Consider the following 14,482-nt stretch of genomic DNA (forward strand, 5'->3'; position numbering starts at 1 on the left):
CAAGCCAGGCTCGATGGTACGATCTTGATCGTCGGCCGGGGGTGTCGCGGATGGTCTGCGAAAACTCGCTAAAGGTGCTGCGCGGCGACAGGAACGCGCCCAAAGTCTGTTCGTCGTCGATCAGTGTTTCGGGCTGAATGTCGAACATGGTCGTGGTTGACGCCTGCGGATCGCAATCGATCACCAGCACGCGATAGCCATGCAAGGCGAGATAATCGGCCAGATGCTTGGTGATCGTGCTTTTGCCGACCCCGCCTTTGAAATTCTGCACCGCCAGCACGACGGCATCCTCATCGGGTTGCTTGCCGACATGGATGCCCAATGCCTCGCGGATATGGGTCAGGTCTTCGAGCGTATAGTAGCGGCGGCCATTGGCCTGCTGCTTGGGCTGGGGCAGGCGCCCTTTGGCCTCTGCCTTGGCTAGCGCTTCGGGTGTCCGGCCGATCAGTTCGGCGGCGACGGTCGGGCCAAAACTGATATCGAGCGTCTTGTGATTGTCCGGCCGAAACACGATCGTCTTGATATGATCGCGCATTTGCTGGCAAGCGGTGGTGACGTTCCGCAATGTGTTGACCGTAAACGACATGATGCCCCTCAGCGCCGAATCACGACTGTTGAAAATGGTTGGCGTTTAATGCCTCCATTTTTGCATCAAAGTCAAACCGTAGCAGATGATCGCAGGGAATTGCCACTTGCTGCACTGCGATTGCCTCAAACGACAACCTTGGCCATGGCACGCTTCGAAAGGGTCTAGTGCCCCCTGATAGCCCTTCAACCTCTATCCATGCGCTGTGTGTGGTCTGGATAGCAAACCTGCCCCCCATTCGCCGGTCAATCGGCTTAGGGGATTTATTCGGAGATTAGCAGAGTTAGCGCCATCGTCACGCACCTGTAACGCAACCGTCATCGCGAGTCGCAGCACGACCGATGAAATCGATCCCACGTCTGATCCAATCCGATAGCACGACCAAGCGATTCCGAAACCACGATGCATCCGCGTTGATAACACGTTGGATACCGGTCATTCAGGGACATGGACAGGCCGGTTATTGACCAGCGGCCTCAGATAGGAAGGGTCGCTGCCGTCGCGGGCCGATACGCCATTGGCCGCAATGCCGGGCCAGTCGGCAAAAGGAAGGGGCAGGGTCGGCACCAGTCCCGACCATTCGATGATATTGGTGCGCAGCGCGATCTTCCAGTGGCCCGCCCGCTTTTCCAGCCGATCGAGATAGCGACCGCCCGCAACCCAATTGCTGGCATCGCGGTTGCGCCCGACGAACAGATAATAGGTTTCGACATGGGCTTGGGCACCGTCGATATCGATCGTCTGGTTCAACAGATTATGATGCGTCGCCTCCTGCCCCGCTTCATGCAACCCCGTTGCCCAGTCATAGAGCGCCTTGGCTCCACCCACGAACGGCCCGGCGGCGATGATCGCATCGGGGTGGAAGGCCGACAGGAACAAGGCCCGGTCGAACCGGTCCATGCCGCGGGCGAAGCGGACGATGCAGTCGGCAATATCTTGACGATCAAGCAACGCATCGAGCCGCGCGATACGCTCAACGTCCATGGCCAGCCTCCGCGATTGGCCGCCAGATCGGAGAGCCGCGCTCGGCGCGCAATGAGGGGATGGTCTTCCCGTCGATATCGCTAATGCCATAATCCTGCGCGACCTCAGCGGTAATGAAGGTACCGCCCGACCGCGCCATGATCGCCGGATCGGTCGCCAGCGCGGCGACGACGCGGCCCGGAAATTCGGGCGAGCAGCCGACCAGTGGGTTGGTCACGGTGCGCGCCTGCATGGCGGGGTCGGCGGCAAGATTGCGGTTGGCGCGCTCGGTAAAGGTCAGCCCTTGCCAGAGCGAGAGCGAGGCAACGCCATGCGGTTCCAGCTCGATCGCCATGTCCCGCGCCATCCGGTCGACCGCCGACTTGGCGGTGCCGAATATCGTGCCATAGGTATAGGTGACGCCGACATAGCCCGAAATCGCGACGATCAACCCCGACCGCTGCGGCGTCATGATCTTCGCCGCATGCCACGCGGCGGTGAAATTGGATCGGACCCCCACATCCACCATCTGCCAATTGGACAGCGGCTTTTCCCAGAAGGGCAGGGGGGTGGTCAGGTCTTCGGGCAAGGCGAAGACGTTGTTGACGAGAATGTCGAGCCGACCCTGTTCCTGCACAACCCTCTCGAACAGCGCCGCCACCTGCACGTCGTCGCCATGATCGACCGCGACCGCTATGCCCCGCCCGCCACGCGCATCGCACTGCGCCGCCGTCTCGCCGACCGTGCCGGGCAGGTCATGCGCGCCGGGTGCGACCGTGCGCCCGGTCACATAAACGGTCGCGCCTTGCTCGGCGAGCACAAGCGCGATCCCTTTGCCGATCCCCCGGCTTGCGCCCGTGACCACGGCCACCTTGCCTGTCAATTGTCCCATCGCCTGTCTGTCCTCAATCGGCTTGCGCGAAAAATATGGCGCTGAAATCACCTGCCACCCGGCCAGTAAAATGCGGCGCGCTGAATGGCATTCCCATCAACCCTTGCGACCAGTCGGCGGCCGCGCCTGCATCCTGAAACCAGTCATAGACCATGGTCCGTTTCGCGATCCGCCAGACACCCGTCCGTCGCGCCATCGCGTCGAGATAGCGTCCGCCAAGCCACATATCGCGCGCGCCTTTGCCCGCATCGATCCGGTGATAGGCGCTGACATGGGTTTCGATCTTCGCCACATCGCCGTCGATCTGAATCAGGCTTTGTCCCAATATATGCTGGGTCGCGGCGATCGCGTCGGACCCCGGCACTACCCAGGCGAGATAGGCGTCGAAATCGCCCGCAAAAATGCCATAATCGACCGTCGCATCGGGCCAGAAGCTCGTGCGGATCAGGTCCGCAGCGCGCCGGTCCTCGCCCCGGGCCAGCCGCGCCAGGCAGTCACTTATCGCCATCCGGTCGGCCAGCGGCCGCCAGGCTTCGCCATCAGCCATGGCTCCATTCTCCCTCATTCCCGCAATTGCCATGGACCCGATATGGACGGCTTCGCACCCGCTCGACAGCAGCGCGCCCGGATATCGGCCCGGCGATAACCCCGCCATCGGTCGGCCAAGCCGGTTTTCCATCGCTGCCTGCGCGTGCATCATTGGGGCGTGCCCCTGCTCAGGAAGGGGCGGATCATGAGCAGGAGAGACAGTGTGAGCAGCCCGACGCTAGATTGTTCGGATATCGACCAATATCTGGGCAAGCCGATCCAGCCCGCCCGCATGGTGGAGCCGATCGCCAATAACGATATCCGCCGCTGGGTGCAGGCGATGCACTATCCCAACCGCCTCCATTATGATGCGGGCTATGCCGCGCAAAGCCGTTGGGGCGGGCTGGTCGCGCCGCAGAGCTTTGCCGTGACGATGGATTGCGGCCATGGCTCCGCACCCGCCTGCGTCGGCGGCATCCCCAACAGCCATCTGCTGTTCGGTGGTGACGAATGGTGGTTCTATGGTCCGCGCATGCAGGGCGGCGACCGCATCTGGAACGAGCGGATTCCGTTCGACTATACGGTCAAGGATACCAAATTCGCTGGCCCCACCTGTTTCCAGCGCGGCGACAATTTCTATTATAACCAGGCTGGCGACCTGATCTGTAAGCAGCGGTCGACCACGATCCGCTACAATCAGGAAGCGGGCAAGGATAATGCGCCGACCGATGGCTTCGATGATCCGGTGTGGACCGACGAGGATCTGGAATCGCTCGAAGCGCGCAAGATGGAATGGATTCAGATGCTGCACGATCTGGGCCATGACCGGCGTTGGTGGGACGATGTGGCAGTCGGCACCGCCTTGCCGGAACGGGTGATCGGCCCGCACTCGATCGTGTCCTTCACCACCGAATGGCGTGCCTATACCTTCACCCAATGGGGTGGCACCCATCGCCGTACCGACCTCGACATGGAAGCCTTGGGCTTCGTCAAGGAAATGGCGGGGCATGAAAATGATCCGGTGATGGAAGCGATCAATCCCGAATTTACCGACGGCGCCTATTTCGGCCCGTCGCGCGGGCATCTCTTCCCGCGCTGGGCGCGCTTCATCGGCATGCCGCGCGGCTATGGCTATGGCGCGTCGATGGGGGCGTGGATCACCGACTATTTCGCGGGCTGGGCGGGCGAATGGGGCATGGTGCGCCATTCCGCCTGCAATTATCGCGGGCCTGCGCTGACCGGCGACATTACGGTGACGACCGGCACCATCCTCGACAAGTTCGTCGATGAGGAAGGCCGCCATATGGTGCAGCTCGATTGTCGCCTGATGAACCAGGCCGGTGTGACGCTGGCGACGGCCAAGGCCGAAGTCGAATTGCCCAAAAAGCCTGGCTGATCGGATCGACCCTCCCCGACAAGGGGAGGGTCAGTTGGTCAGCGGTAGCGCCACCTGCCTGCCGTCTCGTGCGGAAATCTGTGCTGCCTCCACCACTTCCTGTACCGCAACGGCATCTTCCAACGTTACGGGAAGGGGCGTGCCCGACAGGATCGCCGCCGCCATCTGCGCATAATAATCCTGCTGACAGCCCGCCAACGCAGGCCGCGCGGTCCTGCCACCTTGCCTGTCAAAGATGACAAGCGGATCATCATCCGCACCCCAGCCCGGATCGCCGGGGCGCAGACCGGCTACGAGCTGCGCTTCCTGTTGGTCGAGCCGCATCTTGACCAACGTGCCACCCTGCCCATGCACGAGGAAGCGCGGGCTGCCGCCGGCCTCTCCTGCAGGCGCGCTCATGCTGGCATGCAATATGACCCGCATCCCGGCATAGCGCAGCACGACATGCGCCCAGTCGTCCGATGGCGATCCGTCCCGCAAGGCCGCAATGTCGGCGCTCACGCCATCGGGTCGTCCGAACAGGGCCAGCGCCTGATCGACCAGATGTGGCCCCAGGTCGAACCATATGCCCGACCCAGCCGATCCATCCTCCCGCCATCTATCGCGCACGTCCGGCCGGAAACGGTCGAAATGCGATTCGAAATGGGTAATGCGCCCGACCACGCCTTCGGCAATGGCCGCGCGGATGCTCAGGAAATCGCTGTCGAACCGGCGATTGTGGAAAACCGCCAGCAATTTCCCGCATTCCCCTGCCAAGGAGGCCAGCTCGCGCGCCTGTTGCAGCGACAGCGCGAATGGCTTGTCCACCACGACATGCTTGCCAGCGCGCAACGCCTCTGCCGCCAGATCGGCGTGGGTCGCGCTGGGCGTCGCGATCACCACCAGGTCGATGGCGGGGTCGGTGAAAATCTCGGCTGGGGTTGCGACGCACCGAATGACCGGGTCCAAGGCCGCAACCTCGTCCACCCGGCTCGTGCTGATCGTCGTCAGCCGCATGGCCGGAACAGCGCGCAACAACGGCGCATGAAAGACGCGACCCGCCAGACCATAGCCGACCAGTCCGACCCGGATCACATCAGCCACGCAAGGCCCCTTCGACGATCGGCGTCAGCTTGCCGACGATCACTTCCACCCCCTTGTCATTGGGATGAATGCCATCGGGCAATTGCAGTGCCCGGTCGCAATCACCCCGTCCAGCATGAAGGGATAGAGCGTGGCGTCATATTTCGTCGCCAGCGTCGGGAAGATCGGGTTGAAGGCGGCGGCATAATCCGGTCCCATATTGGGGGAGGCAAGCATCCCGGTCAGCAGCACCGGAATGTCGCGCTTCTTCAACTCGGCAAGGATCGCGTCGAGATTGTCCCGAGTCGTCTTCGGACTGAGGCCACGCAGCATGTCGTTGCCGCCAAGCCCCACCAGCATCAGGTCCGGCTTGCGCGCCAACCCGTCGAGCGTGAAGGCCAGCCGCGCCAGCCCCGCCGCGCTGGTATCGCCCGACACCCCCGCATTGACCACCTGCGCTTGCATGCCGCGAGCCGCCAAGGCCTGCTCCAGCATCGGGGCCAGCCCCTTGCCCTGGTCCAGATTATAGCCCGCATAAAGGCTGTCGCCGAACGCCACCACCAGCTTGCCATCGGCTACCGGCGCAGCGGCCGGTGCCACCTGCGCGCTGTTGGCGACCGGGGGCGGCGGCGGCGCGCTGTCTGAACAGCCGCTCGCCAGTTGGACAATCAGCGCCAACGCCCCATATTGCGATATTCTGCCCGCCAAGGAGCGCTCCTTCTTCATGCATATGCCTATCGATCCCGCCACTATCGCGATCCGCGCGCAGAATGTCACCCTCTCGCTTGGCACGCGCGACGCGCCGGTCGAGATATTGAAGGGCGTGGACCTCACCTTGCTGCGCGGCGAGAGCATCGCGATTCTGGGCGCATCGGGATCGGGCAAAAGCTCGCTGATGGCGGTGCTTTGCGGCCTCGAACGCGCGAGCGGCGGCGATGTGCATATCGGCGGCGTCGATTTCGGCGCGCTGGATGAGGATGAACTGGCGCGCGCGCGGCGTGGCCGCATCGGCATCGTGCTGCAAAGTTTCCACCTGCTCCCGACCATGACCGCGCTGGAAAATGTCGCCGTGCCGCTCGAACTGGCGGGCGTGGCCGATGCCTTTGCGCGCGCTGCCGACGAATTGCGCGCGGTCGGGCTTGGCCACCGGATCGATCATTATCCCTCGCAATTGTCGGGCGGCGAGCAGCAGCGCGTCGCCATCGCCCGCGCCGTCGCGCCGCGCCCGACCATCTTGTTCGCCGACGAACCCACCGGCAATCTCGACGCAACGACCGGCGTCACCATCATGGACCTGCTGTTCGAGCGGCAACGCGCGGCGGGCGCGACGCTGGTCATCATCACCCATGATCCCGCGCTCGCCGACCGCTGCGGCCGGATCATCGAAATGCGCGATGGCCGGATCGTTTCGGATCGCGCCGCGTGAGCGCGCTGGATTGGGCGTCGAGTTGGCGCATCGCCCGGCGTGATCTGCTCGGCCGGTTCCGGGGATTGCGCCTGCTCTTCCTCTGCCTCTTCCTGGGCGTCGCGACGCTGGCCGCGATCGGCAGCCTGACGTCGGCGATCACGCAGGAACTGAGCCAGCGCGGCCAGGGGCTGCTCGGCGGTGACGTCGAAATCGCCATGACCCAGCGCGAAGCGGGGGAGGGCGACAAGGCCGCCTTCCGTCGCCTCGGTCGCTTGAGTGAAACCATCCGTTTGCGCGCCATGGCGCGGGGCGAACGGCCGGACTCGGCGGCGGTGCTGACCGAACTCAAGGGCGTGGACAGCGCCTATCCGCTCTATGGCACGCTGGCCCTGCAAGGCGGCGTCTACCGCGCGCCGCTTGGTCCCGACCGCATCCTCATCGGCCCGGCGCTGGCCGACCGATTGAGCGTCAAGCCCGGCGACCGCCTCGTCTATGGCACCGCCACCTTCACCATCGCGGACATCATCGCCGACGAACCCGACCGGCTGGGCGAAGGCTTCACCCTCGGCCCAGTGGCGATCGTTTCGCTGGAAGCTTGCGCCGCACCGGACTGATCCAGCCCGGCAGCCTCTATGACAGCAAATATCGCCTTCGCCTGGCCCCTGGTACCGACGCGCAGGCGGTGCGCGAGGATCTGGAAAAGCGTTACGCTTCGGCCGGATGGGAATATAAGGACCGCGATCGTGCCGCGCCCGGCGCCAGCCGTTTCATCGTCCGCATGGGCCAATTTCTCTCGCTGATCGGCCTCGCCGCGCTGGTGATTGCGGGCATCGGCGTCAGCAATGGCGTCGCCTCCTATCTCGCGCTCAAGCGCCCCGGCATCGCGACCTTCAAGGTGCTGGGCGCGACCTCGACCGACATTGCGCGCATCTATCTCCTCCAGATCGGCTGCGTCGCGCTGCTCGGCATCGCCTGCGGCTTGATCGTCGGCGCGCTTCTGCCGCCGGCCATTGTCGCACTGGCGGGCGATGTGCTGCCGGTCAGCCCCGGTTTCCAACTCCATCCCCTGCCGCTCGTTACCAGCGCCGCCTATGGCCTGTTGATCGCCTTCCTCTTCACCCTGCCGCCGCTCGCCCGCGCCCGGACCCAGCCCGCCGCGCTTCTCTTTCGCGGCGTGGTCGATGCGCGGCACGGCATCGACCGGCGCAGCCTGATCGCGATGACGGCGGCAGGCGCGCTGTTGGTGGCGCTGGCGCTCGGCACCGCGCGCGATCCGCTCTTTTCCGCCGCTGTTCTCGGCGCGACCGCAGCGGTCCTGCTCCTGCTACTCGGCATCGGCTGGGGCGTGCGCCAACTCGCCCTGCGCGCGCCGCGCCCGCGCATGCCTTTGCTCCGCCTCGCGCTCGCCAATCTTCACCGCCCCGGCGCACAGACCGCTGCGCTGATCGTCGCGCTTGGCCTCGCGCTCACCTTGTTCGTGACGCTGGCGGGTATTCAGACCAGCCTCGACAGTGAAATCCGCAACGTCGTGCCCAAGACGGCACCGGCCCAGTTCGTCCTCGACATCCCATCAGGCGAGGGGGACCGCTTCCAGACGATCGTGCGCGCCCAAGCCCCCGACGCGCAGTTCAACATCGTCCCCGCCCTGCGCGGCACCATCGTCGCCTATGGCAATCAGCGCGTGACGGACTTGAAGGAACTGCCCGACGGCGCCTGGTTCCTGCGCGGCGAGCGCGGCATCACCTACAGCACGACGCTGCCCGAAGGCAGCGAACTGGCCGAGGGACAATGGTGGGCACCCGATTATGCCGGGCCGCCGCTTGTCTCCTTCGATGTTGAGGCAGCCAAGACGCTCGGCATCGGCGTCGGCGACACGCTGACCGTCAGCCTGTTGGGGCGGGAAATCACCGCGCGCATCGCGTCCCTGCGCAAGATCAATTGGGAGACGATGGGCTTAAACTATATCATGGTCTTCTCGCCCGGCACCGTGTCCGCCGCGCCGCACAGCCTAGCCGCGACCATCACCATGGACCCGCGTCAGGACAATCAGGTCACGCGCGCGCTGCTCGCCGCCTTCCCCGGCGTGTCGGTGATCGCGGTGGGCGAGGTGATCGAGCAGGTCGGTGCGATCATGACGCAAATGTCATCCGCCATCGTCGCGGCGGCCTCGGTCGCGATCCTCGCCGGGATCGCGGTGCTGGTGGGCGCAATCGCGGCGTCGCGCCAGGCGCGCAGCTATGACAGCGTGATATTGAAAACGCTGGGAGCCACCCGCTGGCAGATATTGGGCGGCCAGGCGCTCGAATATGGCCTGCTCGCCATGATGCTGGCGCTGGTCGCACTGGCGCTCGGGTCGGGCGCGGCCTGGTTCGTCATCGTCCAGATCTTCGATTTCACCTGGTCGCCCGACTGGCTCGTCGTCCTCGCGACGCTGGGCGGCGGCGCGTTGCTGACGCTTGGCATTGGCCTTGCGGGATCGATCCCCTTGCTGTCGGTGCGCCCGGCCACCGCCCTGCGGCAGCTTTGAACGTCGGGTTGCACGCAAACAGCACCAAGCGCGGTTCCGTGACGCGGGCTTGGTGCAACCTGCCGCCCACCTCAGGCTAGAGATAGGGTGGATTAAGACTGCACGCCCTCAAGTCATCCACCCCTTTAAGGGGAGGTGGCAGCACGAAGTGCTGACGGAGGGGTGTCGCCCTATCGATAGCGCGACACCCCTCCGTCTGGCCTTCGGCCCGACACCTCCCCCTCAGGGGCAGGGGAATCGCATATGGGCTTGAACGATTGATCGAATGGGATTCTTGGGTGGTCTCCATAGTTGGAGGCGACCGATGGATGATTTTTCGGCATATTTCGGTGAGGTTGACGATCCGCGCGCGGGCAATGCGCGGCACAATCTTCTCGAACTGATCTTCGTTGCGCTTGCGGCGGTTCTGTGCGGTGCCGAAGATTGTACGGATATGGCGGAGTTTGCCCGTGCCAAGCTGGGCCTGCTGCGTCAGGTGGTGGATCTGGAGCATGGTCCACCGAGCCACGACACGTTCAGCCGGGTCTTCCGGTTGCTCGATCCCGAACCGTTCGAGGCGGCGTTTGCACGCTTTACGGCGGCATTCGCAGGTGCCCTCGAAGGCGTGGTGGCGATTGATGGCAAGGCATTGCGCGGGGCGTATGAACGTGGGCGCAAGGCGACGCCGCTGCATCTCGTCAATGTCTGGGCAGCCGAGAAGCGTCTGGTCATTGGCCAGCGGCTGGCACCCGGTCGCAATGAAGTCGCCGGCGTGCTGGAGGTGTTGACGCTGTTGCGTCTGGACGGCTGTATCGTCACCGCCGATGCCCTGCATTGCCGGCCCGACACGGCGCAGGCCATTCTCGCAACCGGTGCCGACTATGCCCTGGCGATCAAGGAAAACCGGCCAAAGCTGCTGGCCAGCGCCAAAGCGCTGATCGCAAGGGGCGAGCAGGCGGATATCGTCACGATCCGGTCAGGCCCGGCCCATGATCGCACGGAAATCCGACACGCGATCGTGGTGCCCGCCGAAGCCCTCGACTTCCCCGGCATCGCGGCGGTGGGGCAAGTGGAAACGTGCCGCCGCAACGCTGGTCGGGACGAGCCACCGGTCAAACGCTGGTTCCTTCTGTCCCGACCTTTGACCGCCAAACGGCTGATCGAAGTCGCGCGCGCGCATTGGACCATCGAAAACCAACTGCACTGGGTGCTCGACGTCGCCTTCGAGGAAGACGCCGCGCGAAGCCGAAAGGACTATGCCCCGCAAAACCTCGCGCTAATCAGGAAACTTGCGCTCAACATCTTGAGAACCCACCCGGACAAGGGATCAATCAAAGGCAAAATCAAACGGGCGGGCTGGAACGATGCATTCCTTCTCTCAATGCTTGGTCATATGCGATAGCCCTGCCCTCAGGGGGAGGATGAAGGTGGGATGCAGTCCTGATCGGTTTTCAACGCCAGCTTGCGCTTTTTCAGGGACAGCCACCATGACAACAACCGCAACCGCGACCCGCTCTTTCGTCGATCTGCGCGCCTGGGCGACGGACGCGCGCGTCGGGGCAGGGGAGGGCGATGCCTTCCTGTCCGCCCGCGCGCTGCTCCCCCAGCCCGAAGGCCCGGTGACGATCGGCCTCATCGCCCTGACGCAGGGCAGCGGCATGGTAGACGCCATGCCCGCCGATGAATTCATCATCGTCGAATCCGGCACGGTGCAGATCGATCAGCGCACGCTGAACGAAGGCGACAGCATCGTCTTGTGCGAAGGCGCGACGTTCGGCTGGACCGTGGCTTCGGGTGCGCGCCTGCTGTTCGTGCGCCGCACCGGAGGTTCCTTGGCCGATGGCCAGATCGTCCCGATCGACACCCGCGCCCCACTCGAACCGTCCGGCGCGCCGCTGGCCGAATTGCTGGTCGGGCCGACGCCCTCCTGCCGCAACTTCACCGACTATCGTTCGGCCGACGGCGAGTTTGTCTGCGGCACCTGGGATTCGACCCCCTATCATCGCCGTCCGATGACCTACCGCCATTATGAGCTGATGTATCTGCTCGACGGCAGCGTCACCTTCATCGACGGCGCGGGCGCACAAGGCACGTTCGGTAAAGGCGACATCTTCCTGGTCGAACAGGGCGCCTCGTGCAGCTGGGACAGCCAGGTCCACGTCAAGAAAATCTACGCCATCTACCGCCCGGCATAACCCCACACCCCGTTCGCTTCGAGCGAAGTCGAGAAGCCCGCGCGCGCATGTCTCGTCTTCGCTCGACACGAACGGCGGTTTTAGCCCATCGGGTCAAGCGTCCCCAACAGGGCCACAAGCGCCATTATCGCAATCGCGGCACTCGTCTCGACCGCCAGCGACAGCCGCAATGCCCCGATCGCACCGTCTCCTCGCTCCAGTGTCGGCGTCAGCCGCCAGCGATTGAGCGCGGCCAACCCCAGCATTCCTGCAAACAGCAGCAGCTTTGCGCCGAGCAGCCAGCCATAGCGGCGCCCCGCCAAGGCGGGCAGGTCGGCAATCCCCACGATCATCAGGCTGTTGACCACCCCGGTCACGACCAAAGTCGCGACGAACACAGTCCCCAACAGCGCAAACTTAGCCAGCATCACCGCGACTCGATCGACATTCGGCCGCCGCGCGGTCACCGCATGGAGCAACGCCGCCAGCGCCCCGATCCACCCGCAAGCCGCCCAGATATGCGCCACATCGGCGGCGCGGTGGATCGTCCCCGCCATAGCCTCGGTCGCGCCCGCATGGCCGGTCCAGGCGATCGTCGCCGCCGCAACCGCCGCCGGGATCAGGACCAGGCGGTTGCGCCCCGCAACGGCCAGCCCCAGCGCGGCCAGCAATGCCGCCGCCCGCACCGCCAGCACGGGCCCGATCGGCGTCATCGTCAGCAAGATTTCCGCCGTCGCCCAATCGGGCGGCAGCATCGGGGTGCCGGTCATGCTCGCTCCGCTCGCCAGCAGCCACAGCGCCGATAGCGCCATGCCGCCCAGCGCCAGCGCCACCAGCACAACCCGGCTCCCCGCCATGCCCATCGCCCACCAGAACAATGGCAGGCCCATGAGCAAAGTGAGGTCGGCCATCAGGCCGAACCGGGCAAAGACCAACATCCCCCCATCCATGACGGCTTACTTGACCTTGAAGCTGTAGCCGCCTTCCATCTTATGCTGGTCGGCCCCCACGATATGCCATTTAAGGTCATAGTCACCGGCGGGCAGGGCGCGGGGCAGGGTGACGACCATGGTCTTGCCGTCGGGCGCGAGCGCGGTCTTGAACCCCTTGATCGGCATCGGCGGATGATCGGCCATGCCCGGCATCCCGGTCATCACCAGCTCCACGCCGCTCATCGGGGCCAGGAATTTTTCGGAAAAGGTCAGCGTCAGCTTGGTCGGCTTCGCCACGGTCGCATTGGCGGCGGGGCTGGACGACAACAGCTTGCTATGCGCCAGCGCCGCGCCCGGCAGGATGGCGAGCGACAGGGCCGCGGCGGCGATCAGGAAACGGGACATGGACTATACTCCTTGGATGGTGTTCGAATGGGCCGGGTCGGAATAGAAACAACGTCCGTTCGTTTCGAGCGAAGTCGAGAAACGCAAGGGCAGCGCTGGCGGCTTCTCGACTGCGCTCGAAGCGAACGGCGGAGTGTGGTTTCCACCGCGATCGCGACAAGCTCTACGGAACATTACGCATGGACTTGCCCCACCCCTTGCCCAAGGTGCATGATTTYTTCTCGCCTCTGCATCGTGAGGGATTGGCGCGCGCCGCGCGTATGGTGCGATGAGGATGGAGTATGTGCGATGAATGATCTCGATCAATGGCTGGGCCAAGTGCGCGCCATGCCGACCGACGCCCGGCTTGAAGGCCTGGACGATGCGGTGATGCAGGGCGTTGCCCGCCGCCGGGAGCAGGGCGCGGCACGGCGCAGCCTGATGCTGGCAGGCTTGCTCGCCATCGGCATCGGCTGGGCGGGCAGCATCGTGCCCGGCGCGCCGGCGCAGGCCGCGCCTGCACCGATCGGCATGTCGGATTATGCGCCCTCGCGCCTGCTCGGCCAATGAGTCTCAAACGCTATCTGCTGGTTGCGCTGGTGGCTTTTGCTGCGGCGCTAGCAGCCGTGCTGGTCGCGCGCACCTGGCTCGCGCCGCAACCGCGCGTCGAAAGCGAAGTTCACGCCCTGCTGCACCAGCGGCTGACGCTCGATGCGGCACAGGAACAGCGTATCCACGAACTCGAAGCCGCCTTCGCCAAGCGTCGCGAAGCGCTGGAAGCGGAAATGCGCGCCGATAATGAACGGCTCGCCGCCGCGATTGCCGCGGAACAGGGCTATGGGCCAAAGGTCGCCGCGGCCGTGGATCAAACCCATCATGTCATGGGCGCGCTGCAAAAGGAAACGCTCCAGCATATCTTCGCCATGCGCGCCGTCTTGCGTCCTGATCAGGCCGCGCAGTTCGACGCCGCCGTCGTCAAGGCGCTGACCCAGCCCGCCCGGTGACATCGCCGCCCGTCGACCTTGATGACCGGGCACTGGCCGCGCGCGCGCTGGCCGGGCATCAGGACGCCTATGCCGCGTTGATGCGGCGGCATCGCGATGCTGTTTGGCGTCTCGCGCGCAGCCATGTCGGCGATGCCAACGAAGCGCTCGACATCACACAGGAGGTGTTCGTCGCCGCCTTCGCCGCGCTCGCCCGCTATGATGGCGCGCGTCCCTTTCGCACCTGGATCGCGCGGATCACGCTCAACAAATGCCGCGACTGGGGCCGTCGCCGCGCGGTGCGGCGCTTCTTCGCCTTTGCCCGCCCCATCGACGAAGCGGGCGAGATCGCCGACGCCGCGCCGGACCCGGAACAGGCGGCACAGTCGCAGCGCGAACTCGCCCGTATCAACGCCGCCATCGCCGCCCTGCCCGCCTCGCTCAAGGACGTCCTGCTGCTCCGCACGATCGAAGCGATGAGCCAGGCGGACACCGCCGCGCTTTTGGGCTTGAGCGAAAAAGCCGTAGAAACCCGCCTCTACCGCGCCCGCGCAAAATTGTCGGCCGCGCTTGGGGAATAGGAGCGAAAGGAGCGCCCCAAACAATTCTCCCCCGGCGGGGGAGGGGGACCGGCGAAGCCGGTGGAGGGGTGTCACCCTATCGATAGC

At 64.9% G+C, this 14,482-nt stretch carries 14 protein-coding genes and 2 pseudogenes; 8 read left to right on the forward strand and 8 right to left on the reverse strand.

Annotated elements, in window-relative coordinates; translation table 11 throughout:
* From BF95_RS03050 to BF95_RS03065, 4 genes are all read right to left on the reverse strand, one after another.
* Positions 1–586, reverse strand: a 586-nt coding sequence (locus BF95_RS03050; RefSeq protein WP_235209536.1) for a nucleotide-binding protein, incomplete at its 3' end; no start/stop codon positions are given.
* A gap of 435 nt (positions 587–1,021) precedes the next feature.
* A complete protein-coding gene (locus tag BF95_RS03055; protein WP_043149289.1) occupies positions 1,022–1,570 on the reverse strand; it encodes a nuclear transport factor 2 family protein in 549 nt (182 codons plus the stop codon).
* Complete coding sequence (locus BF95_RS03060) at positions 1,560–2,441, reverse strand: SDR family NAD(P)-dependent oxidoreductase (RefSeq protein ID WP_043149290.1); 882 nt, start codon at positions 2,439–2,441, stop codon at positions 1,560–1,562. Before BF95_RS03060 ends, BF95_RS03055 begins: the two co-directional genes overlap by 11 nt.
* Before the next feature lie 13 nt (positions 2,442–2,454).
* A complete protein-coding gene (locus BF95_RS03065; RefSeq protein ID WP_235209537.1) occupies positions 2,455–3,141 on the reverse strand; it encodes a nuclear transport factor 2 family protein in 687 nt (228 codons plus the stop codon).
* Positions 3,142–3,192: 51 nt separating this feature from the next.
* Between BF95_RS03065 and BF95_RS03070 the strand changes: the two genes are divergently transcribed.
* Positions 3,193–4,365, forward strand: a complete 1,173-nt coding sequence (locus tag BF95_RS03070; protein WP_043149291.1) for an FAS1-like dehydratase domain-containing protein — start codon at positions 3,193–3,195, stop codon at positions 4,363–4,365.
* A gap of 30 nt (positions 4,366–4,395) precedes the next feature.
* Here the strand turns inward: BF95_RS03070 and BF95_RS03075 are convergent, their stop codons facing one another.
* Positions 4,396–5,448, reverse strand: coding sequence for an oxidoreductase (locus tag BF95_RS03075; RefSeq protein WP_043149292.1), 1,053 nt, complete (start codon positions 5,446–5,448; stop codon positions 4,396–4,398).
* Positions 5,441–6,153: pseudogene (locus BF95_RS03080) on the reverse strand (arylesterase). Before BF95_RS03080 ends, BF95_RS03075 begins: the two are co-directional and overlap by 8 nt.
* Between BF95_RS03080 and BF95_RS03085 the strand changes: the two are divergent.
* The 4 genes and pseudogenes from BF95_RS03085 to BF95_RS03100 all read left to right on the forward strand — a co-directional run bounded on the left by BF95_RS03085 (position 6,152) and on the right by BF95_RS03100 (position 11,536).
* Positions 6,152–6,853 carry an ABC transporter ATP-binding protein gene (locus BF95_RS03085; RefSeq protein ID WP_043149293.1) on the forward strand — a complete coding sequence of 234 codons (702 nt, stop codon included), beginning with the start codon at positions 6,152–6,154 and terminating at the stop codon, positions 6,851–6,853. The pseudogene BF95_RS03080 and the gene BF95_RS03085 overlap by 2 nt on opposite strands.
* Positions 6,850–9,362, forward strand: a pseudogene (locus tag BF95_RS03090) (ABC transporter permease). Before BF95_RS03085 ends, BF95_RS03090 begins: the two are co-directional and overlap by 4 nt.
* A gap of 304 nt (positions 9,363–9,666) precedes the next feature.
* Positions 9,667–10,743, forward strand: coding sequence for an ISAs1 family transposase (locus tag BF95_RS03095; protein ID WP_043149294.1), 1,077 nt, complete (start codon positions 9,667–9,669; stop codon positions 10,741–10,743).
* A gap of 85 nt (positions 10,744–10,828) precedes the next feature.
* Positions 10,829–11,536 carry a cupin domain-containing protein gene (locus tag BF95_RS03100; RefSeq protein ID WP_043149296.1) on the forward strand — a complete coding sequence of 236 codons (708 nt, stop codon included), beginning with the start codon at positions 10,829–10,831 and terminating at the stop codon, positions 11,534–11,536.
* 80 nt (positions 11,537–11,616) lie between these two features.
* Here the strand turns inward: BF95_RS03100 and copD are convergent, their stop codons facing one another.
* Positions 11,617–12,453 (reverse strand): copper homeostasis membrane protein CopD, encoded by an 837-nt coding sequence (copD, locus tag BF95_RS03105; protein WP_051519830.1) that lies wholly within the window; start codon positions 12,451–12,453, stop codon positions 11,617–11,619.
* 18 nt (positions 12,454–12,471) lie between these two features.
* Positions 12,472–12,852, reverse strand: a complete 381-nt coding sequence (gene copC / locus BF95_RS03110) for a copper homeostasis periplasmic binding protein CopC (RefSeq protein WP_043149299.1) — start codon at positions 12,850–12,852, stop codon at positions 12,472–12,474.
* A gap of 288 nt (positions 12,853–13,140) precedes the next feature.
* Between copC and BF95_RS03115 the strand changes: the two genes are divergently transcribed.
* Genes BF95_RS03115 through BF95_RS03125 form a run of 3 tightly spaced genes read left to right on the forward strand, consistent with a single transcriptional unit; the run spans position 13,141 to position 14,395 of the window.
* On the forward strand, positions 13,141–13,401 hold the full coding sequence (locus tag BF95_RS03115) for a hypothetical protein (RefSeq protein ID WP_043149300.1): 261 nt from the start codon (positions 13,141–13,143) through the stop codon (positions 13,399–13,401).
* Positions 13,398–13,835, forward strand: coding sequence for a periplasmic heavy metal sensor (locus BF95_RS03120; RefSeq protein WP_043149301.1), 438 nt, complete (start codon positions 13,398–13,400; stop codon positions 13,833–13,835). The genes BF95_RS03115 and BF95_RS03120 overlap by 4 nt, the downstream gene beginning before the upstream one ends.
* A complete protein-coding gene (locus BF95_RS03125; RefSeq protein WP_043149302.1) occupies positions 13,832–14,395 on the forward strand; it encodes an RNA polymerase sigma factor in 564 nt (187 codons plus the stop codon). The genes BF95_RS03120 and BF95_RS03125 overlap by 4 nt, the downstream gene beginning before the upstream one ends.
* Positions 14,396–14,482 lie beyond the last annotated feature (87 nt).

This window comes from Sphingobium sp. Ant17, from assembly GCF_000588875.1.
GTDB lineage: Bacteria > Pseudomonadota > Alphaproteobacteria > Sphingomonadales > Sphingomonadaceae > Sphingobium.